Below are 21,601 nucleotides of genomic sequence, written 5' to 3' on the forward strand. Positions count from 1 at the left end.
CCCCACCCCCGATTTATTGCGACCCGTTGGCCAACTTACCGTTCGAGTGGGAAAGCAGAGGCGAGGTTTCCAGCAGTTCGGGGGATGCCAGGGGTCTGGGCAGGCCTTCGAGCATCTCAGGAGAGTCGAGATCGCCGTCCACGACGCCCAGATCGTGCAGCTTGCGCGCGGTGACCAGGACGCGGCTTTCGAGCGATCCGACCGACTTGTTGTACGCCTCCACGGCCCGCGTCAGCGCCCTGCCGAGCGAGTCGACGTTCCTGCCGAGGGACGAGAGCCGTTCGTACAGCTCCTTGCCCAGCTCGAACACCGCCCGCGCGTTCTCGCTCAGCGCGGCCTGCTGCCAGGCGTAGTGCGCGGTGCGCAGCATCGTGATCAGCGTCGTCGGCGTGGCGATGTGGACCCGCCGCGTCATCGCGTATTCGAGCAGCCCGGGATCGCGCTCCAGCGCCGGGGCCAGGAACGCCTCGCCCGGGATGAACAGCACCACGAACTCCGGCGACGGGTTGAACCCCTGCCAGTAGGACTTGGCCGCCAGCCGGTCGATGTGCTCGCGGACGTGCCGGGCGTGAGCGTCGAGCCGGACCGTGGCGAGGCTCTCGTCGGACGCCTCCGCGGCCTCCAGATAGGCCGCCAGCGAGACTTTGGAGTCGACCACGATGTTCTTGCCGCCGGCGAGCCTGACGACCATGTCGGGGCGCATGGGGCCCTCGGTGACCTGCTCGTCGAAGTCGCAGTGGTGCTGCATGCCGGCGATCTCGGCGACCCTGCGCAGCTGGAGCTCGCCCCACCTGCCCCGCGCCTCGGGCCGCTGCAGGGCCCTGACCAGGGCCGTGGTCTGGGAGCGCAGCTGCTCGTTGCTCTGCCGTACGAACTCCATCTGCTTGGCCAGCTCGGCGCGCGCCGCGCGCTGGCCGGACTCGGTGTCGCGCAGCTGCGACTCGACGCGGGCGAGCGCGTCCTTCAGCGGCTCCACCAGGTGCTCGACGGCCTGCTTGCGCTGGTCCAGATCGCCCGTGGCCTCGGCGCGGCTGGCGGCCAGCCTGGTCTCGGCCAGCTCGAGGAAGCGGATGTTGTTGACGTCGAGGGCGCGCGTGGACAGGGCCTGGAAGCGCTCGGCGAGCTGCTCCTCGACGTAGACCAGCTTGTCGGCGGCCGACTTGGCCCGCGCGTCCGCCTCGGCCACCCGCACCGCGGCCCGCGTCCTGGCCACCAGGAACCCGATGACGAGCCCGGCGGCCAGACCTACGAGAAGCGAGACGACATCCACTTGATCGATGATGCAGGACTCCGGCGCGCCGATCCGCCCCGACACGCTCGTTACGCTCAGCACGTAAACTTGGCGTCCGTGAGTCTCTCTATCGGTATCGTCGGTCTGCCCAACGTCGGCAAGTCCACGCTCTTCAACGCGCTGACGAAGTCCGGCAACGCGCTCGCCGCGAACTACCCGTTCGCCACCATCGAGCCCAACGTGGGCATCGTGGGCGTGCCCGACGACCGGCTGCCCAAGCTGGCCGAGATCTTCAGTTCGGCCCGCATCCTGCCTGCCAAGGTCGAGTTCGTCGACGTCGCGGGCCTGGTCAAGGGGGCCTCGGAGGGGCAGGGCAGGGGCAACCAGTTCCTCGCCAACATCCGCGACACCGACGCGATCTGCCAGGTGGTCCGCGTCTTCAGCGACCCCGACGTCACGCACGTGGACGGCGACATCTCGCCCAAGCGCGACATCGAGACCATCAACACCGAGCTGATCATGGCCGACCTGCAGACGGTCGAGAAGGCCATCCCGCGCCTGCAGAAGGAGGCGCGCAACAACAAGGACAAGAAATCCGCGCTGGAGGCCGCCGAGGCCGCGCTGAGCGTCCTGGAGACCGGCAAGACCATCTTCGAGAGCGGTCTCGACCGCGAGGAGCTGCGCGAGCTCCACCTGCTGACGGCCAAGCCGTTCCTGTACGTGTTCAACCTCGACGCCGACGAGCTGGGCGACTCCGCGCTCCGGGAGCAGCTGGCGACGCTGGTCGCGCCCGCCGAGGCGGTCTTCATGGACGCCAAGATCGAGTCGGAGCTGGTCGAGCTCGACGAGGAGGAGGCGCTGGAGCTCCTCCAGTCGGTCGGCCAGGAGGAGTCGGGGCTGCGGCAGCTCGCCAGGGTCGGCTTCGACACGCTCGGCCTGCAGACGTACCTCACGGCCGGGCCGAAGGAGACCAGGGCCTGGACGATCCCCAAGGGCGCCACCGCGCCCGAGGCGGCCGGCGTGATCCACACCGACTTCCAGCGCGGCTTCATCAAGGCCGAGGTCGTCTCCTTCGACGACCTGGTCGAGGTCGGCTCCATCGCCAACGCCCGCGCGGCGGGCAAGGCCCGCGTCGAGGGCAAGGAATACATCATGCGCGACGGCGACGTGGTGGAGTTCCGCTTCAACGTCTGAGCACGGCTCTGGCCGGGGTGTCCCGTGGGAAATCACGGAAAGCCGCCGTTCGTTACGGTACGTTACCGATGGTGACGGCGGCGATGCCCCCTCAGACGTCTCATCCCGGGAATCGGTAGGACGTCTGATCCCGGGACAACTGATGCGTCAACCACTTTGGGCCCCCGCGCGTCGAATCGTCACGGCGTTCACGCTGACTCGGGAGGCCCTCAATGATCCGCCGCATCATCCGGAAACGACGTCCCACGCCCACTCTGGCCGGCATCAGCCTTGAGGAGGAGCTCGCCCTGATCAGGGTCGAGCTCATGTACGGCCTGCGCGTCAACCGCGAGGCGTACCTCCGCAGGAAGGTCGACGAGCGCAACGAGATGGCGACGCGGATGCGCGAGCGGGACGCCGCCGAGATGCTGGCGGACCTGCGCGGCTCCCTGGAGCGGGCGGTGCAGCCGACGGTCGTGTCCCTGGACCGGTCGGCCCAGCAGACGGTCGTGGACCTGCACAGCAGGCGTCAGCCGCGCCCCACCCAGGATCCGGAGCCCGCCTGACGGCCCTGACTCCGCTCCGCGATCCATACCGAATCCGCCTGGCGAGAGTCCATGCCCGGTAGGACAGGAATCCGTGGCTGTCGCGCTATGCCAATTTAGGTATCTGGGCTGGTCAAAAGCTGTTTCCACCGGGAAGTCTCAGGAATCGGCAATGAGGCCTGCCCGCCGACCCGGTTTGCCGTCAGGACGGTCATGCCGCAGCATGGGCGTGGCTTTCCTGGAACAATGGCGGAGACCGGATAGGGTGACTACTTCACCGCGGATGATGGGGATCGGCAACGGACGACACCGCGCCAGCCGGGGGGATCGGCGCGAGCGGAGGCGTGATGGCTCGTAGGTCTACCGTCCAGCACGATCCTCGGATCGCTGGCGACCCCGAGCTTTCCGCGCGCCTTGACACGGCTGACTTCGACGCGCCGCCGCCTCGCAGGCCGCGGCGCGGCGGCTGGTCGGGCGGAGGCGGGCGGTGGCTCGTATGGACCGGCCGTGTCATTCTCTGGGCAGTTATCGTGGTTGTCGTCGTGAATGGGGTTCGTGCCCCATTTGAGCGATTTACCCAACAAACGAGCGCGACGCCCAATAGCGTCGCGCCTGCTCACCATGGTTTTCCGGCCGACCGGGGCATGGCTTTCGCCGCCCAGTTCGCCGGGGTCTATCTCAATTTCAGCCCGGACGACGCCGCGAGCAGGTCGCGCAAGCTGGGCGCTTTCCTGGCCGAGGGCATGGATCCGCAAATGGGCTGGGACGGCTACGGCAAGTTCGCGGCCGTCGCCATCCAGCCGTACGACATCGAGGCGAGCGACGCCCACAACGCCCTGGTCAGCGTGGCCTTCCAGTCAGGCCCGCGCAGGTTGATGCTGTCGGTCCCGCTCTACTACTCGGGCGACGAGGCCGGCGGCAGGTTCGCCGTGGTCGGCCGTCCCGCGGTGCTGCCCGCCCCGGGCCCGGCCGACGTGCCGCAGGTCGCCGCGCCGGAGACCGACGAGGCCACCGCGAGCGAGCTCAAAGAGCAACTGAAGGGTTTCTTCACCGACTACGCCTCCGGAGACGCGGCCGGGCTGCAGCGTTACGTCGCCGCGGGCCGGACGCTGCCGAGCTTCGGCGGCACGTTCACGTTCAGGGAGCTGAAGAAGGTCGTGGTGCCTGTGGGGGGTGCCACCCGAGAGATCCAGGCGGTCGTGGTGTGGGTCGTGCCGAACAGCGAGACACCCGCCACCCCCGACGCCACCGATCCCGCGGCTGTGGGCGGCACGCTGGAGATGGCCTACCGGCTGACCGTCGAGAAGCAGGGCGACAAGTGGTTCGTCGCCGACATTCGCGGCGCCGGCCGGGTCGTTGGATAGAGGCACGGCCACGCCGCTCATCGGTACCCCCCGGGAGGACAAGAAGTGACCCTGAAGACCGTTCTGCTCCACCTGATCGAACTGACGCCGACGCCCCCGGCGACCGGCCCGGACACCGGAGGGCTCGCCAACTTCCTGCGCGGGTTCTTCGCCCCGCTGTTCCTCGTCGTCGTCTCGGTGGTCGCGCTCTTCTTCCTCTTCACCCGCGAGATCACACGTTTCGTGCAGTTCTTGATACTGGCTGTGGCCATCGGCGTGATCTTCTACGTTCCCAACATCATCGAGGTGACGGCGAAGGCGATCGCGGGCGCTCTGGGCATCAAGTAAAGGGTTGAGACCGCTCCGCGGCGGTCATGTACGAGCGGGTGGAGAGGAGGACCGGCGTGGACCTGCCCACATATACGAACATCTGGCGGATCGAGAAGCGGCTCTACAAGCTGTACGACCTACGGCTGCCGATGCCGCTGCCGATCGTCTGGATCGGCGTTTTCGTCGGGGTGTTCGTTCCGTGGTCGCTCCTGCTGGTCCTGGTGGGCGTGCCGGTGGAGATGCCGTGGCACGTGCTGTACCTCGTGCCGCCCGGGATCGTGACGTGGTTGTCCACCCGTCCCGTCATCGAGGGCAAGCGGCTCACCGAGCTCCTCGAGTCCCAGCTCCGCTACCTGGGCCAGCCGAAGGCGTGGTACCGCCTCGCGCCCATGTCGGAGCCCGAGACGATCACGTTCTCCGGCCGCGTCTGGCGCACCACCCCCGCGCGGGCCAAGTCGAAGGCGCCCCGCAAGGCCCGCCAGCCGCAGCGGCGGCGCGAGGGCCAGCGGATCGCCGGGCCGCGCCAGGTCCGCCCGGCCGTCGCGGCCGCTGCCGCCGCCGCTTCCCAGGCTCCCGTGGCGGAGCCGACCACCGGCCGCTGGGGCACCCGCCGCGGCACCGCGCCCGCCCTCAAGGCCCGGGTACGCGAGACGGCCCCGCCTTCGGCACCGAGGTCCGGGGTCGGTGCGTTGCGGCGCGAGGAGGCCCTTCCAGGCGGCCCTGGACGCCGCCAGGACGCCCTGCCGCCCGGCGGCCATGAGAGCTCCGAGCCTCCCACCCGGGAATTCGTGGACGCGCGGGATGCCGCGACTCGGGATCGCGGGGACGCCAGGGATATTGCGGCTTGGGATCGTGAGGACGCCCGGGACGCTGCGGCTTGGGATCGTGGGGACGCGCGGGATGCCGCCGGCCGTGAACGCAGAGGGCGGGGAGAGGCCGCCGCCGCTCTGGCCGACGTCGGGACCCAGGAGTCCGCTGTCGAGACGCGGGGCCGCGAAGCCGCCGCCGGGGTCCGGGGCCAGGAGGCCGCGGGCCGGAACGGGGACGTTCAGGGGCTCGGCTCCGGATCGCCCGGCGAGTCGCGTGCCGACCGCGAGGCGGCCGGGGCGGTCAGCGAGGCGGAGACCCACAAGCCTGCCGCGGGGAAGCCCATCGACACCGAGGCGCTGCGGCGGCTGCGCCGGCTCGCGGCGAGCGCCGACGCCCCCGCCGAACTTTCGGGTCCCGCGGAGGGCGAGCGGCGGGACCAGGAGCGGGACGAGGAACGACGCGGGGAAGTCCGCGGGGAGGGTCGCGGGGAACGGCGCGAGGAAGGACGTGGGGAAGGCCGCGAGGAACGGCGCGGGGAACGGCGCGAGGACGAGGTCGCGCGGGACCAGCACCGGAAGGGGCAGCCGCCGCGGCTGGGCCCGTCGCTGGTGCTGTCCGGCCCGCAGCGCGTCTGGCCGCCGCTCAACCCCGATGCCAAGCCGTTGCCCCGCCCCGCCGCCACCAGGCCCGGCACAGAGTCCCCCGACAGCACATCCACCGCCCCGCCCCAGCAGGACACGGCACCGATCACAAGGGCCGACACGCCGGGTGCACCGAGCGATGAGCCCAGCACGACGACCGACGCTCCGGGTGCGCCGAGCGCGACGGCCGGAACTTCGGGTGCGCTGAGCACGGCGGCGGGAACTTCGGGTCTGAGCACGACGGCCGACGCTCCGGGTGCGCTGAGCACGGCGGCTGACGTGCCCGACGCGTCGGGCGACATGCCGGGTGCGGTCGGTGACGCGCCGGACGCGGGCGTGCCGCAGCCGGTGGCCGAGGTCACGGATGCGCGCGGTGGCGTGGACGCGCCGGCTACGGCGGATGACGGGCTGAAGGGCGACGCACCGAAGAAGGCCGACGCACCGAAGAAGGCCGACGCACCGAAGAAGGCCGGCGCACGGGAGAAGGCCGACGACGTTACGGCCGGCGATGCTGCCGAGATGCGCGACGGCGTAAGTGCGCCGAGTGCGCGGGTCGCGGCGCCGAAGGGCGATACGCCGCAGCCGGTCGCTGAGGCCGCCGAAGTGCCCGGCGCTGCCGATACGCAGGCGCCCGATGCGCAGGAGCCGGGTGCGGCCGATGAGCGGCCCGAGCGGTCCACGGCTGACCGGCCCGAGCGGTCCACGGCTGACCGGCCCGAGCGGTCGACGGTGCGGCGACTCGCGGCGAAGGGCGATGCGCCCGGCTCGGGCGTGCCCGGTACGCGTGGCGACCGAGGTGCGGCGATCCCTGGCACACGTGGTGACCGGAGCGGGTCCTTCCCCGGCACGCGTGGCGACCGGGGTGCGGGAGTGCCCGACGCGCGCGGTCCGGCGGCCGGTGATCGGCGGGTGGCGGCGAGCGCCGAGGACGGTCGGGTTGCGGCGGCGAATGCCGGTGACTCCCGGGGTGCGGCGGCGAAGGCCGGAGATGGCCGGGGTGCGGCGGCGAAGGCCGGAGATGGCCGGGGTGCGGCGAGTGCCGGTGACGGTCGGGGTGTCGGGGCGTCGCAGGAGCGTGGGGGCGAGTTCGTCGCTCCCGTGCCCGTCCCCCGCCCAGGTGAAGGCCGGGTGCGGCGGGTCGAGTCCGTGGTGGGGCGGGACTCCGGCGGGTGGCGGAGGATCGCGCAGGTGGTCGTCGGCGGAGGCGGGGTCCGGACCGACGGGTCCGAGATCGACGAGGCCAGGGCCAGGGGCGTGTTCGGCGGCAGCCGCAGGATCGTGGTCCTGGGCTGCACCGGCGGCGCCGGTCAGAGCACGACGGCGCTCATGCTGGGCCACACCTTCGCCAGATACCGCGATGACAGGGTAGTGGCCGTCGACGCCAACACCGGCGGCGGCACCCTGACGAGCAAGATCCAGCCGGAGACGCCCGAAACTCTCACCTCGCTGCTGTCCGGGCTCGACCGCGTCAGCGGGTATCTCACCATGCGTGGGTACACCACGAGGACCGCCTCGGGGCTCGAGGTGATCAGCGCGGACAGCGACGCGGGCGCCGAACAGCGGCTGGCGGACCGGTCGTTCTTCTCCGACCATCGGTTGGGCGAGTCCATGCGCCTTCTGGACCGCCACTACAAGCTCGCCGTCATCGACCCGGCCGCCGCGCTGGCGGCCAGGCTCCTGCCGTACGCGGACCAGCTCGTCCTGGTGGTCCCCGCGAGCGAGGAGGCGTCGGAGGCGGTGGCGATGACGTACGAGTGGCTCGACGGGCACGGCTGCGCGGAGTTGCGCAGGCGTGCGGTCATGGTGGTCAACGGCGTGAGCAGGCGTTCGATGGCCGACGTCGAGCAGGCGGAGTCGGTGGCCAGGGGCAGGTGCCGGGCCATCGTCAGGGTCCCCTGGGAGGACGGTCTGGCGCCCGAGGGCGCGGAGGTCGTCGACCCGGGGCAGTTGCGCACGGCCGGCAAACGGGCCTATCTCGCCCTCGCCGGCGTCGTGATCGCGGGCTTCGCGGCACAGGCACAGACCGTCCGACCGAGCGAAGAGGAGTTGGCGAGTGACCCCCCGGGCACGAGAATCGGTGAGCGATAAGTGAACAAGCGAGCAGGTCTGGCCCGTTCATGCGCCGAGGGGGCGGCATGAGCAGGGCGGCACGAGCGCACCAGCGCCTGGCGGTCCGGTATTTCGACGACCGCATCCTGCTCACGGACACCTCCGCATGGGCGTACTTCCGCCTTCCGACGGTCAGCTACGAGTTCGTCACACCCGACGAACGCGAGGCCCTGGCCACCAACATCACGATCGCGCTGGCCGCGATCAGGATGCCCGACGCCGAGGTCCACCTGAGGGTCGCGCACCGCACGTACCCCGCCGCCGAGTGGGCCATGGCGCTCAACGCCACCTCCGACGAGGGGCCCGGCTGGCGCGACTACCTGGAGGAGATGTACCGGCACGTCTGGGCGAAGGACTTCTGGTCCAAGGAGGTCTTCCTCGGCGTGCGGCTCGGCCCGCGCGGCAAGCAGCTCGGCGCAGGCGTGCTGTCCCAGCTCTTCGGCTTCTACCAGAAGACCGAGAAGGCGCTCGGGATGGAGGACGACCACGTCCCCGACAGCGAGATCGGGCGCTGGACCGAGCAGGCCGAACGCCTCGGCAGGGCGCTCACGTCGAGTGCCCTCTACGCCAGGCACGCCACCTCCGTCGAGGTGGCGTGGCTGTTCCAGCACGCGGCCTCCGGCGCGCTCGGCGACCCGCCGCCGTCGGCCAGCCCGAAGCGGCGCTGGGGCAAGGGCGAGATCGAGTCGCTGGTCGAGGGGGAGATCCACAACGGCAGGTCGCTGCTGCGCATCGTGCAGCCGCAGGGCGACTCGTACGTGGCCTACCTGTCGTTCGCGAGGTTCCCCGACCTCATGCCGTTCCCGGACGGCGAGCCGTGGATGCACTTCGCGGACCAGCTCGCCTTCCCCGTGGAGATCTCGTCGCGGATGCGGCTGATCCCGCCGGTCAAGGCGTCCAAGGACGTCGCGCGCAAGCTCGCGCACGCCCGCGACATGGACCACCACATCCGCGAGGCCGGCGCGGAGGCGCCGCTGGCGCTGGCCGAGCAGATCGACGCGGCCCGCATGCTGGAGCACGGCATCACGAAGGAACGGCTGCCCTTCGTGTACGGCTGGCACCGCCTGATCGTGTCGGCCCCCACCGAGGACATCTGCGTGCAGCGCGTCGAGGCGGTCGTCGAGCACTACCGCGACATGGGCATCGACGTGGTCAACTCGACGGGCGACCAGTTCTCGCTGTTCTGCGAGACGCTGCCGGGCGAGAAGGTACGCGTCAACGCCTACGCGCAGCGGCAGCCCCTGCGTACCATCGCGGGCGGCATGGCCACCGCCACCGTCGACCTCGGCGACCGGCTGGGCGACGGCACCGAGGGCTGGCTCGGCCCGTACATCGGCGAGACCGTCGGCAGGGCCCGCAGCATCGTGCACTTCGACCCGCTGCTGGCGGCCTCCCGCAACCGGCCGACCGCCATCGCGATCACCGGCGAGCCCGGCGGCGGCAAGACCACGCTCGCGCTGCTGATGATCTACCAGATGGCGCTCAGGGGCGTGACGGTCGCGGTGATCGACCCGAAGGGCGACGCCGAGTCGCTGGTGCGGCTGCTGGAGAAGCGGGGCCGCAAGGCCCGCATCATCCCGCTGGGGTCGGCGGCGCCGGGGCTGCTCGACCCGTTCTCGTTCGGCGACGACATCGCGGCGAAGAAGACCATGGCCACCGAGACGTTGAGGCTGCTGCTGCCCCGCATGTCGGAGGAGCGCGAGTCGGCCATGATCCAGGCGGTGGCCGCGGTCTCCAACGCGCCCGACCCGTCGCTGGGCAAGGTCGTCGACTTCCTGGAGCAGGCCGACGACCCCGCCTCGAAGAACCTGGGCGCGGTGCTGCGCTCCATGTCGGAGATGCACCTGGCCAGGCTCTGCTTCGACCCCTCGGGCGGCGACCAGATCGACAGCGAGGGGTGGACGACCGTGTTCACGCTGGGCGGGCTGACCCTGCCCGACGTGGCCACGACCAGGGACGACTACTCCTATGAGCAGCGGCTGTCGGTGGCGCTGCTCTACCTGGTCTCCCAGTTCGCGCGCAGGCTGATGAACGGCCTCGACCGGCGCGCCCCCAAGGCGATCTTCCTGGACGAGGCGTGGGCGATCACCTCCACGCCCGAGGGCGCCAAGCTGGTGCCCGAGGTCAGCCGGATGGGCCGCTCCCGCAACACCGCCCTCGTGCTGGTCTCCCAGAACGCGGGCGACCTGCTCAACGAGCAGGTGACCAACTGCCTGTCGTCCGTCTTCGCGTTCAGGTCCACCGAACGGGTGGAGGTGGACCACGTCATGTCCCTGCTCGGGGTGGAGCCGTCGGAGGAGCACAAGGCCGTGCTGCGCTCGCTCGGCAACGGCGAATGCGTATTCCGTGATCTGGATGGCAGGGCGGGGCGGATCGGAGTAGACCTGATCTCCGAGGATCTTCTCCGTTGGCTCGACACGAACCCGACGCACGACAAACCCGACGGCAGCGGGCATGATGATCTTCAGGGGGGCGTGGGCAGGGCGCAGGAGGTACGGTCATGAAGATCCGGCTGTCTCGACGGCTCGCACTGGCACTGGCGCTCGTCACGAGCATTCTCGTGATGCCGATCGTGGTGGGCGGGCTGTCGGCCCCGGCCGCCGCGGCGCCCTGTGACCTGTCGGGCCCGCTCAACCCGGAGATGGTCGGCGGCGGCACCGACGGCCTGATCCAGGCGCCGGCCGTCGAAGGCGCGCCGCAGACGCCGACCACCAACTACTCCCAGTTCGGCATGAGCGGCCAGTTCTGGCACACCCACGACCTGGGCTGCTCCGACTACGTGGCCGTGCTCGGCAACATGTGGGCCAACGGCATCTTCACCGCGGCCAAGGCCATCGACCGGCTGACGATCACCACGTACCAGGCGGCGGCGACGGAGGGACCGCTCCAGGCGATCAAGGACGTGGTCGACGACATCATCACGAACCTCTCCAAGGCCATGTACTGGCCCTTCCTCCAGCCGATCGTCATCCTCGGCGCCATCTGGCTGGCCTGGTACGGGCTGATCCGCAAGCGCGCCACCACGACCGCCGAGGGCGTGATCTGGATGGTGCTCGCGGTCACCGTGGCGGTCTGGTTCCTCAGCCGTCCCGGCGACTTCACGGGCCTGGGCAAGGTCGTGACCGACAAGACCGGCGAGGTCGTCAACTCGGCCTTCTCCGGCCTGCCGGGCGCGGGCGGCGCCTCCTGCCTGCCGCCGCCCGGCGGCGCCGACGCGAAGGTCCAGGCCGGCGGCTACGCCCAGACCGGCACGCCGGGCGTCGACCAGAACGCCGACGCGCTGTGGTCCACGCTGGTCTGCAAGCCGTGGCTGGTGGGCCTGTTCGGCACCGCCGACCCGCAGCAGCCGATCGTGCGCGACTGGGGCCGCAAGGTGCTGGAGATGCAGTCGGTCCCACGGGCCGTGGCCGGCCAGCCGGCGCCCGACGTGGGCGCCCGCCAGTCGGAGTACGCCTCGCTGGCCGACAAGCTCAAGAACGACCCCGTCTACACCGTCTTCTCCGGCCGTGACTGGTCCAACCGGCTCGGCGTGGCGGTCGGCGCGTTCATCGCGGCGATCGTGGCCGGCCTGCTCATCTTCCTGGTGGCGGTCTCGCTGCTGGTGCTGAAGGTGGGCTTCCTGCTGCTGCTGATCCTCGGGCCCGTGTTCCTGCTGATCGGCGTCCATCCGGGCAGCGGCCGGATCGTCGCCATGCGCTGGGTGGAGATGCTCGTCGGCACGCTGCTCAGGCAGGCCGTGCTCACGCTCGTGCTCAGCGTCCTCGTCTACGGGTACGCGCTGATCATCTCCACGGCCATGCCATGGGGTCTGCAGGTGCTGTTCATGGCCCTGCTGACGATCGCGGTGTTCTTCTACCGCAGGCCGTTCCAGCACCTGTTCGCCTCGATGAACGGCCACACGGTCACCACCCGCATGCTGGGCGAGGCGGCGAGCTCGTCGGTCCTCGAGCGTTCCGCGGGCGCGCTGCCGCCGGTCGCCTCGGCCAGGATCGGCCGCTGGGGGCTGCGCAAGGCCGAGCCGATCATCAGGGCGGCCGGGGCGGCCAACGCGGCGGGCGCCGCGGCCACGGCGGCGGCCACCGCGGGGCAGGCCCGGGTACGCGCCGAGGAGGGCGAGGGCGTTCCCTTGGGCACCCGCGTACCGGCCACGGCAGCGCCGCTGGACACCGACCAGCAGGGCGGCAAGGCGGGCGCCAGGGCTCCGATGGAGCCGCGCAGGGGTACGGCGCCGCCGCTCAACCTGGGCGCGACGCCCACGCGCACGCGCGGTCCCGCAGGGGGCGGCCCCCGGGTGGCCGGCGCGGCCGGTGGCACGGCCTCCGGCGGCTCCAGTGGCTCAGGTGGCTCGGGCGGCGGCTGGTTCGGCGGCCGGTCCGGCGGCGGCTGGGCGTCCCGCGGCGGTTCGGCGTCGGGGTCGCGTAGTTCGTCCGGCGGGTCGCGCGGCTCCCGGTTCGGCGGCTCGGGCGGCACGCGTTCGCGCGGGAGCGGCGGCGGGCTGTTCGGCGGCGGCTCAGGTGGCTCCGGTGGTTCCGGCGGCGGATCGCGTGGCGGTTCGGGCGGTGGTTCGCGTGGCGGTTCGGGTGGCGGGCTTTTCGGCGGCGGCGGTTCGAGGTCCAACGGCGCCACCCGGTCGGGCGGCGGCTCCAGGCCGTCCGGCGGCTCGTCCGGCTCCCGGATCTTCGGCTCGGACGAGCCCTCGTCCCGCACCTCCGAGGCTCCTCCGCTCTGGCTGCGCGGCAGCCGCAACGGCGGCTCCGGAGGCGACAGCCCGGATGTGCCGTTCTGGCTCAAGCCGAACAACCCGGACAAGGACTGAGCGAACATGGTGCAGGGAGGTGACAGGCGGGGGGTGGCCTTCGCCGTCGTCGTCGTGGTCATCGCCGCGGTCGGCATCTACCTGACCATGTGGCCCGACCCGGAGGAGCAGGCCGGGCCCGGTCAGGAGCCGGCGAGGGTCGTCAGCGCGCCGGCTCCGTCGAGCACGCCGCTGGCGACCGCGAGCGCCGCCCCGTTCGACATCTACTCGTTCCTGCCGATGAAGAAGGAGCAGCTGGCCGCGACGGCGGACCTGGCCGAGCGGTTCACCGCCGACTACGGCACCTTCAGGTACGACGAGGACCCGGCGGCGTACGCGACCCGCGTGAAGGCGTACACGACGGCCGAGCTCGGCAACGAGCTGACCAGGACCATGACCTCGGCGGGCACCGTCGAGCAGAACCGCAACGACCAGATCGTCTCCAAGGCCACGGCCAGGCTGAAGGAGATCAGGCAGATCGAGAAGAACTCCATCATCTTCGTGGTCGCCTCGGCCAGGCAGGTCACCGCCAAGAGCGGTAACCAGACGGCTCAGGAGGAGTACGCGGTCACGGTGACCCAGTCGGGAGCCGACTGGCGGATCTTCGACATCCGGCCTGCCACGGAGGGCCAGGAGGGGGACACCTCGGGGTGAAGCTCTCACGTACCCGGCTGGCGCTGATCATCGGTGCCGCCGGCGTGCTGCTCCTGGTGGCGGTCGTCGTGTCGCCGATGCTGCTGATCTCGATGCCGTCGTTCCTCAGCGACGGCGGCACCTCGCCCGACTGCAACGACAACACGCAGGTGGAGGAGGTGTCCGACTCGGCGACGTCGGACATCCCCTCCGAATACCTGGAGTTCTACAAGCAGTACGGCAAGAAGATCGGCGTCCAGTGGAACATCCTGGCCGCCGTGGGCAAGCGCGAGACCGACCACGGCCGCTCCAACCTGCCGGGCGTCAAGAGCGGCACCAACTACGCGGGCGCGGCCGGGCCGATGCAGTTCCTGATCTCCACGTGGGGCGGCAAGGCCAGGGTCGCGATGTCGTCGAAGTTCACCGGGTACGCCTCCGACGGTGACGGCGACGGGGTCGGCGACATCTACAACCCGGCCGACGCGATTCTCGGTGCCGCGCGGATGCTCAAGCGCAACGGAGCCCCGGAGAACGTACGGCAGGCGCTGTTCGTCTACAACCGGGCCTGGTGGTACGTGGACCAGGTCGAGGCGATCGCCAGGAAGTACGCCAAGTCGGGCGACGTCAAGGTGCCGCCGCAGGCTTCGGAGGAATGCGACGACTCGCTGGTGGAGGCCGCGCCGAGCGACATCGTGGCCAAGATTTTGGAATACGCGCTGGCGCAGCGCGGCAAGCCGTATCTGTGGGGCGGGACGGGGCCCGACGCGTTCGACTGCTCGGGCGTCATCTTCGCGGCGTATCGGGAGGCGGGGCTGATGATCCCGCGTACGACGTTCGGGCAGTGGCCGTTCGGCGTGAAGGTTTTAGACGGTCAGGAACAGCCCGGTGACCTGGTGTTCTTCAACGCCGGTCCGGGCACGTCCGCCGACAACCCCGGCCACGTCGGGCTCGTCGTGTCGAAGGGCAAGATGCTGGAGGCCCGGTGCCGGCTGTGCGGGCCGATCAAGGTCACCAGTTACAAGGCCCGGGACAACCGCCTCGGTTTCACCCGCCCCCTGCAGAACCCCGACGTGCTCGAGCAGTTGAAGAAGCTGCAGAATCCTACCCTGTGAATGATTTCGACACGGTCGTGGTGGCCGCGGTGATCGTCGCGCCGGGCGCTCGGGTGCTGGCCGCCCAGCGCGCCGAGCCTCCGGCGCTCGCGGGTGGCTGGGAGTTCCCTGGTGGGAAGGTGGATCCCGGCGAGAGCGAGACGGCGGCGCTCGTCCGCGAGTGCCGCGAGGAGCTCGGCGTGGAGGTCACGGTGGGTGAGCAGGTGGGCGGGGACTGGGAGCTTTCCGAGGGGTACGTGCTGCGCGTCTGGCTGTGCTCGCTGCCCTCGGGGGTCCCGGAGGCCCGGGAGCACCTGGCGCTGCGGTGGCTGGGGCCCGGCGAGTACTACTCGGTCGAGTGGCTCGGGGCGGATCTGCCCGTTATGAAGACTGTGGAGAATCTGCTCCTTTCGCGGGATTAGGTGCCTCCTCTGTGTGACAGAATGACTACCAAGAGTGACATCTGTCGCAACGGGGGAGTTGGGAGTGATGCGGCGTGGCTGGATCATTGCGGGTGCACTGATCCTTGCGGCTGTGCCCTCCGTGCCTTTGGCGGCCTCCCGGGTGTCGCTGGTGCTGGAGCGCGTGAGCACGCCCGGGGTGTGGATCAGGACGGGCGACGTCCAGCGGTTCCGGGTGCGGCTGAACGGGATGGCCGACGGGGTCAAGGTGGCGATCGCGGCCAGCCCGGCGGCGGCGCTGACGCAGGTGTCCTGCGCCCCGGCGGCGCCGGGCACGCCCTTCGCGCCCGCCGCGGAGGCGAGCCTGGGGGCGGCCCGGGGCGGCGTGCGGGCCGCGCGGGCGCTGGCGGCCCAGGCGCTGAGCGTCACGGGCGGCTCGGTGCTGCCGAGCGCGGTCCCGCCCGGGACGCGGGTGTGCGAGCTGGGCGACCTCGCCGGCGAGCGGGAAGTGGACGTGACGCTCACCACGCCGTCGGGGGCGAAGCAGGTGGTGCTCGCGGCGGTGGCCGGGATGCGGGCCGACGCGGGCGGCCCGCTGACGACCAAGACCAAGACGGCCGCAACGCGCGTCATGGACGAGGAGCCGGGCTTCAGCGGCCCGGCGGTCCGCGTGAGCCCGGAAGAGCCTCTGCCCGGCGTGCCCGGCGCGGCTCCGGGGAAGAGCCGCGAGTACGCCCAGGCGAAGGAACGACTCCTCGCTCAACTGCAACAGCCCGCCCCGCCCGCACGGGCCTGGGCGAAGGTGCAAGCCGACGCGGAGGCGCCAGAGGTCGCCGGGGCGCAGGCCAGACGCCGGTTGCTGGCCGGGGCCGGCGTGCTGCTCGAGGGGCAGTGGCCCGCCGAAGCGGCCGCGCCGCGGCGTGAGGCGGCCGGAGGGACCGCGCGCCGGCTGAAGGGCGGCGTGCCGCAGGCGCCCCGGCAGCCCCGGATGATGCCGCAGTGGCCTCAGGGCGTGCCGGGCCTTGAGCTGCCCCAGGCTGTGCCGCAGGCGCCCGGGCTGGCTCAGGCCGTGCCGCAACTGCCCCAGGGCCTGCAGCGGCTTCCTCAGGCCGCGCCGCAGTTGCCCCAGGGCCTGCAGCGGCCTCAGGCCGCCCCCCAGCTACCTCAAGGCCTTCCGCAGCTGCCTCAGGGGCTGCCGCAGGTGCCGCAGTTGCCCCAAGGTCTGCCGCAGGCTCCTCAGGCCCTGCAGCGGCTGCCGGAGGCCGTGCCGCAGCCGGTGCCCGGCGCTCCGCCCGCGCTGGTCCTGCCTGGCGCGTCGCCCCCGCTGGGGGCCGCGCCTCTCCTGCCCGGCATGGCGGCGCCGCAAGCCGCTCCAGGAGCGGCCGGGCAGCCCGCGCGCGGCGCCGAAGGCGTGGTCCCGCTGCCGTGGAATGTGGCCGCGGCGCGGAAGCACGCCCGCCCTGTCGCATGGGCGAGCCCGCTGGACGGTCCGAAGGGGCTGCCGGTCGTCGCCGGAGGCATCGGAGCGCTGCTGGGTGCCCTGTGGTTGATTGGCACGGTGCAAAGACGCCGAAAAAGCAAAACGTAGGTTAATTCGGGCTTTACTGTTACTTTGACCCGACTAGTATTCCCTTGACCAAGGTTCCGGGATACGCGGAGGGCACCGGTGGCACGCACGCGAGCGACGGCCGCGTCCGCTGTCGTCCTGGCGCTGGGCCTGGCCGGCGTCGGAGCGACACCGTTCATCGTACAGAGCGCGAGTGCGTCCGTGTCGGCGTACCAGCCGGTCGAGCCCTGTGACATCGGCGAGGTGTGCGACACCACGCCGGAGACCACCGTCACGGTCACCGAGACGGCGGGCACGCCGGAGCCCGAGGAGCCGGAGACGACGATCACCAAGACCGTCACCTCGACTCCGACGAAGGCCAGCAAGACCCCCAAGCCGACCAAGAGCACGACGCCGCCGGCGACCACCAGCGCCCCGCCGCAGCAGAACCAGAACCCCCAGCCGCTGCCCACCCAGTCGATCGAGACGCCCCCGACGACCCCCTCGCAGACCGCCTCCGAGCCGTCCATCGACATCCCGGAAGTCGCGTCCTCCGAGCCGGTCACGGCGCCGTCGGTGCAGCCGAGCGACACGCAGCCCGCCTCCTCCGAGGAGGTGCCGCTGGAGCTGCGGAACGCGGCGCCGGAGTTCGACCAGAAGTCGCTGACGCAGAAGCTCAGCATCCCCGCGCTGGTGCTGGTCCTGCTCGCGCTCTTCGCGGTCCTGATCTTCGAGGGACGCCTCCGCCGGATGGCCCACGCGGCCGCCGTGCGCAAGGCCGGGCCGCCGATGGGCCGGCCGGACATGCCTCCGCCTCCTCCGGGCGGCGGCTACCCCGCGGGCCCCGGTTACTACACCACGGCGGGCTTCCCCGCGCCCGGCTACCCGGGCGGCACGGCGTACGCGCCGATCATCAGCTTCGTCCCCGTGCAGACGTATCCGAGCGGCCCGGTCCCCGGCTACGAGGAGCACCAATACCCGCCCCAGGGCTACGCGCAGGAGCCCCCGCCGCCGCCGGTGGCGGAGCCCATGGTGCTGCACCCGGACGAGTTCGACTCCTTCAACCACGAGCCGCCCAAGCCCAAGGAGTTCCGCGACCCGTTCGAGCCGCTGGTCCCGGCGGACCCGCCGCCGGCGGACATCCCGCCGGGCGGCGGCGACCCGTACGAGGTCCCCGGTCAGGAGCGCCCGCTCGGACCGGTCTCGGCGTCGGAGTCCGGCGACTCGGAGCCGTGGCAGGGCGGCCAGTCCCTGTTCGACCCGCCGGACCGGAACCAGGAGCAGCAGGCGTACGACCCGCCGCCCTACCTGGCGCCCGACGCGGAGGCGACCGTCGTCCAGCCGCTGCCGCCGGAGCCCGGGCAGCCGGAGCAGACCAAGGAGATGCCGGACCCCAAGCGCAGGCGCTGGGGCCGCAAGAAGTAGCCGGGAAACGAAATGAGGGGGGCTGGAGATCCAGCCCCCCTCATTCGTGCGTGCCTACTTGGCGCGCTTGAAGATCTTGTTGCCGAGCCACACCAGCGGGTCGTACTTGCGGTCCGCCACACGCTCCTTCATCGGGATCAGCGCGTTGTCGGTGATCTTGATGTGTTCGGGGCAGACCTCGGTGCAGCACTTGGTGATGTTGCAGTAGCCGAGCCCGTGCTGGTCCTGCGCCGCCTCCTGGCGGTCGGCCACGTCGTACGGGTGCATGTCCAGCTCGGCGATCCGCATGAGGAACCGGGGGCCGGAGAAGTCGGCCTTGTTCTCCTCGTGGTCGCGGATGACGTGGCAGACGTTGTTGCACATGAAGCACTCGATGCACTTGCGGAACTCCTGGGACCGCTCGACATCGACCTGCTGCATCCGGTACTCGCCGGGCCGGACGCCGGCCGGCGGCGTGAAGGACGGGATCTCCCGCGCCTTCTGGTAGTTGAACGACACGTCCGTCACCAGGTCCTTGATGACCGGGAACGTCCGCATCGGCGTGACCGTGATGGTCTCGTCCTCCTCGAAGGTGGACATCCGGGTCATGCAGCCCAGCCGCGGCTTGCCGTTGATCTCCATGCTGCACGAGCCGCACTTGCCGGCCTTGCAGTTCCAGCGCACCGCCAGGTCGGGCGCCTGCGTGGCCTGCAGCCGGTGGATGATGTCGAGGACGACCTCGCCCTCGTTCACCTCGACGGTGAAGTCCTCGAGCTTGCCCTCACCGCCCTCACCGCGCCAGACCTTGAACTTCGCCTTGTAGCTCATTTCGAAATCCCGTCGAACTCGGTCATCTCTTCGTCGGTGAGGTACTTCTTCAGCTCGTCCCGGTCGAACAGGGTGATCAGGTCGTCGCGCATGCTCGACTGGAGCTTCTCCTCGACCTTGACCGTGGAGCCGTCCTCGGTGGAGCAGACGAGCAGCTTGCGGCGCCATTCCGGGTTCATCCCGGGGAAGTCGTCGCGGGTGTGCCCGCCGCGGCTCTCCTCGCGCAGCAGCGCGGCGCGCGCCACGCACTGCGAGACCAGCACCATGTTGCGCAGGTCGATCGCGAGGTGCCAGCCAGGGTTGTAGATGCGGGACCCGGCCGCGCCGACCACCTGGGCGCGCTCCTTGAGCTTCTCCACGACCTGGAGCGCCTCGGCGACCTCCTCGGCCTTGCGGATGATGCCGACCAGGTCGTTCATCGTCCTCTGGAGCTCGTGGTGGACCTCGTACGGGTTCTCGCCATCGCGGCCCAGCGGCTCCAGCGCCTCCTGCCGGGCCTCTTCCACGAGCTCGGGCAGGACCCGGGGCCTGGCCTCCAGCGAGTCCACGTACGCCGCCGCGCCCGCACCCGCCCGGCGCCCGAACACCAGCAGGTCGGACAGCGAGTTGCCGCCCAGCCGGTTGGAGCCGTGCATGCCGCCGGACACCTCGCCCGCGGCGAAGAGCCCCGGCACGGCCGCCGCGCCGGTGTCCGCGTCCACCTCGACGCCGCCCATGATGTAGTGGCAGGTCGGGCCCACCTGCATGGGCTCGGCGGTGATGTCGACGTCGGCCAGTTCCTTGAACTGGTGGTGCATCGACGGCAGCCGCTTCTTGATCTCCTCGGCGGGCAGCCGGGTCGAGACGTCGAGGAAGACGCCGCCCTGGGGTGAGCCGCGGCCGGCCTTCACCTCGGCGTTGATCGCGCGGGCCACCTCGTCACGCGGCAGGAGCTCCGGCGGGCGCCGGTTGTTGGCCTGGTCGGTGTACCAGCGGTCGCCCTCCTCCTCCGTGGTCGCGTACTTGTCCTTGAAGACGTCCGGGATGTAGTCGAACATGAAGCGCTTGCCCTCGGAGTTGCGCAGCACGCCGCCGTCACCGCGGACGGACTCGGTGACGAGGATGCCGCGCACGGAGGGCGGCCAGACCATCCCGGTGGGGTGGAACTGGATGAACTCCATGTTGATCAGGTTCGCGCCGGCGAGCAGGGCCAGCGCGTGGCCGTCGCCGGTGTACTCCCAGGAGTTGGACGTGACGACGTACGACTTGCCGATGCCGCCGGTGGCCAGGACCACGGTGGGCGCATCGAAAAGCACGAAGTTTCCGGTCTCGCGCCAGTAGCCGAACGCGCCCGAGATCCGCTCCTCGTCCTTGAGCAGCCGCGTGATCGTGCACTCGGCGAAGACCTTGATGTAGGCCTCGTAGTCGCCGTGCTTCTCGTAGTCCTCCTGCTGGAGGGCGACGACGCGCTGCTGCAGCGTGCGGATCAGCTCCAGGCCGGTACGGTCGCCCACGTGTGCGAGCCGCGGGTACTCGTGCCCGCCGAAGTTCCGCTGGCTGATCTTGCCGTCCTTGGTGCGGTCGAACAGCGCGCCCCAGGCCTCCAGCTCCCAGACGCGGTCGGGCGCCTCCTTGGCGTGCAGCTCGGCCATCCGCCAGTTGTTGAGGAACTTGCCGCCGCGCATGGTGTCGCGGAAGTGCACCTGCCAGTTGTCGGCCGGGTTGACGTTGCCCATCGCGGCGGCCGCGCCGCCCTCGGCCATGACGGTGTGCGCCTTGCCGAACAGCGACTTGCACACGATCGCCGTCTTCTTGCCCTGCTGGCGGGCCTCGATCGCGGCCCGCAGGCCGGCGCCGCCCGCGCCGATGACGACGACGTCGTATTCGTGACGCTCTGTGTTAAGCGAGTTATCCACTGAAGCTGGTCCTTACGCGTACGGGAAGGCGATGATGCCCTTGGCCACCAGGCGGACGTACAGGTCGGCGCCCATGACGGAGAACATCGAGGCCCACGCGAGGGGTTGGTGCTTGGCGTTGAGCTTGGACACGAACGTCCAGGCCCGGTAGCGCAGCGGGTGGCGAGAGAAGTGGTTGAGCCTGCCCGCGGTGATGTGCCTGCAGGAGTGGCACGACAGCGTGTAGGCGTTGATCAGGACGGCGTTGACGACCAGGATCCAGGTGCCCAGGCCGATCGGCTTGTGGACGAGCGCCAGGACGGCGTCGTAGGCCAGGATGAGGCCGATCACGATGGCCGCGTAGAAGAAGTAGCGGTGCACGTTCTGCAGGATCAGCGGGAAGCGCCGCTCGCCGGTGTACTTGCCGTGCGGCTCCTGGACGGCGCACGCCGGAGGCGAGAGCCAGAAGGAGCGATAGTAGGACTTGCGGTAGTAGTAGCAGGTAAGCCGGAAACCGCCCGGCAGGCCGAGAATGAGCAGCCCCGGCGGCAGTGCGTACCAGTCGCCGAACGGCGCCAGGCCGAACAGCCGGGCCCCCTCGGGACACGACGTCGCCAGACAGGGCGACGAGAACGGCGCTATGTAGGGATCGACGAAATAGCTGTTGTCGATGATCGCCCACACGCCGTAGACAAGGAATGAGCTGAGCCCGAGGAACGTCAGCAGCGGAACAAGCCACCATCTGTCGGTACGCAGGGTGCGCACCTTGACTTGCGCTCGCTGCCTTCTGACCGGAGCGTCGGGCGTAGTCTGGGTCATCGCGGACCTCTCCACCTCCCGCGGACCC

Annotated in this window: 16 protein-coding genes; 12 read left to right on the forward strand and 4 right to left on the reverse strand. The window is 70.8% G+C overall.

The window, feature by feature from the left end; all coding sequences use genetic code 11:
* Positions 1–13 precede the first annotated feature (13 nt).
* On the reverse strand, positions 14–1,279 hold the full coding sequence (gene rmuC, locus AB0J87_RS31230) for a DNA recombination protein RmuC (RefSeq protein ID WP_363971091.1): 1,266 nt from the start codon (positions 1,277–1,279) through the stop codon (positions 14–16).
* 69 nt (positions 1,280–1,348) lie between these two features.
* On the opposite strand from rmuC, the gene ychF reads away from it, so the two are divergent.
* The 12 genes from ychF (at position 1,349) to AB0J87_RS31290 (ending at position 18,073) form a co-directional block, all read left to right on the forward strand.
* Positions 1,349–2,425: a redox-regulated ATPase YchF gene (gene ychF / locus AB0J87_RS31235; RefSeq protein ID WP_350725621.1), complete on the forward strand. Its 1,077-nt coding sequence runs from the start codon at positions 1,349–1,351 to the stop codon at positions 2,423–2,425.
* Between the two features lie 212 nt (positions 2,426–2,637).
* Positions 2,638–2,970 carry a hypothetical protein gene (locus tag AB0J87_RS31240; RefSeq protein ID WP_350725620.1) on the forward strand — a complete coding sequence of 111 codons (333 nt, stop codon included), beginning with the start codon at positions 2,638–2,640 and terminating at the stop codon, positions 2,968–2,970.
* Positions 2,971–3,593: 623 nt separating this feature from the next.
* A complete protein-coding gene (locus tag AB0J87_RS31245; RefSeq protein WP_246554195.1) occupies positions 3,594–4,313 on the forward strand; it encodes a conjugal transfer protein in 720 nt (239 codons plus the stop codon).
* A 51-nt stretch (positions 4,314–4,364) separates the two neighbouring features.
* Positions 4,365–4,640 (forward strand): hypothetical protein, encoded by a 276-nt coding sequence (locus AB0J87_RS31250; protein ID WP_225963718.1) that lies wholly within the window; start codon positions 4,365–4,367, stop codon positions 4,638–4,640.
* A gap of 56 nt (positions 4,641–4,696) precedes the next feature.
* Positions 4,697–8,161: a TcpE family conjugal transfer membrane protein gene (locus AB0J87_RS31255; RefSeq protein ID WP_363970833.1), complete on the forward strand. Its 3,465-nt coding sequence runs from the start codon at positions 4,697–4,699 to the stop codon at positions 8,159–8,161.
* Between the two features lie 47 nt (positions 8,162–8,208).
* Positions 8,209–10,686 (forward strand): ATP-binding protein, encoded by a 2,478-nt coding sequence (locus AB0J87_RS31260; protein ID WP_350725616.1) that lies wholly within the window; start codon positions 8,209–8,211, stop codon positions 10,684–10,686.
* Positions 10,683–12,998 (forward strand): type IV secretion system protein, encoded by a 2,316-nt coding sequence (locus AB0J87_RS31265; protein ID WP_363970836.1) that lies wholly within the window; start codon positions 10,683–10,685, stop codon positions 12,996–12,998. Before AB0J87_RS31260 ends, AB0J87_RS31265 begins: the two co-directional genes overlap by 4 nt.
* A gap of 6 nt (positions 12,999–13,004) precedes the next feature.
* Complete coding sequence (locus AB0J87_RS31270) at positions 13,005–13,631, forward strand: hypothetical protein (protein WP_363970838.1); 627 nt, start codon at positions 13,005–13,007, stop codon at positions 13,629–13,631.
* Complete coding sequence (locus AB0J87_RS31275) at positions 13,628–14,722, forward strand: NlpC/P60 family protein (protein WP_355197288.1); 1,095 nt, start codon at positions 13,628–13,630, stop codon at positions 14,720–14,722. The genes AB0J87_RS31270 and AB0J87_RS31275 overlap by 4 nt, the downstream gene beginning before the upstream one ends.
* Positions 14,719–15,123, forward strand: a complete 405-nt coding sequence (locus AB0J87_RS31280) for a (deoxy)nucleoside triphosphate pyrophosphohydrolase (RefSeq protein ID WP_350725608.1) — start codon at positions 14,719–14,721, stop codon at positions 15,121–15,123. The genes AB0J87_RS31275 and AB0J87_RS31280 overlap by 4 nt, the downstream gene beginning before the upstream one ends.
* Before the next feature lie 112 nt (positions 15,124–15,235).
* The gene (locus AB0J87_RS31285; protein WP_363970841.1) at positions 15,236–16,690 is read left to right on the forward strand and encodes a hypothetical protein; all 1,455 of its coding nucleotides are present in this window, start codon (positions 15,236–15,238) and stop codon (positions 16,688–16,690) included.
* A gap of 78 nt (positions 16,691–16,768) precedes the next feature.
* Positions 16,769–18,073, forward strand: coding sequence for a hypothetical protein (locus tag AB0J87_RS31290; RefSeq protein ID WP_363970843.1), 1,305 nt, complete (start codon positions 16,769–16,771; stop codon positions 18,071–18,073).
* A 54-nt stretch (positions 18,074–18,127) separates the two neighbouring features.
* Here AB0J87_RS31290 and AB0J87_RS31295 read toward each other — a convergent pair whose 3' ends face one another.
* The 3 genes from AB0J87_RS31295 to AB0J87_RS31305 are packed head-to-tail and all read right to left on the reverse strand — an operon-like array spanning position 18,128 to position 21,573.
* Positions 18,128–18,880 (reverse strand): succinate dehydrogenase/fumarate reductase iron-sulfur subunit, encoded by a 753-nt coding sequence (locus AB0J87_RS31295; protein ID WP_350725602.1) that lies wholly within the window; start codon positions 18,878–18,880, stop codon positions 18,128–18,130.
* On the reverse strand, positions 18,877–20,775 hold the full coding sequence (locus AB0J87_RS31300; RefSeq protein WP_363970845.1) for a fumarate reductase/succinate dehydrogenase flavoprotein subunit: 1,899 nt from the start codon (positions 20,773–20,775) through the stop codon (positions 18,877–18,879). Before AB0J87_RS31300 ends, AB0J87_RS31295 begins: the two co-directional genes overlap by 4 nt.
* A gap of 12 nt (positions 20,776–20,787) precedes the next feature.
* Positions 20,788–21,573 (reverse strand): hypothetical protein, encoded by a 786-nt coding sequence (locus tag AB0J87_RS31305; RefSeq protein WP_350725598.1) that lies wholly within the window; start codon positions 21,571–21,573, stop codon positions 20,788–20,790.
* Between the last annotated feature and the right edge of the window lie 28 nt (positions 21,574–21,601).

It is taken from the genome of Nonomuraea sp. NPDC049625, assembly GCF_040675285.1.
In the GTDB taxonomy this organism is placed as follows: domain Bacteria; phylum Actinomycetota; class Actinomycetes; order Streptosporangiales; family Streptosporangiaceae; genus Nonomuraea; species Nonomuraea angiospora_A.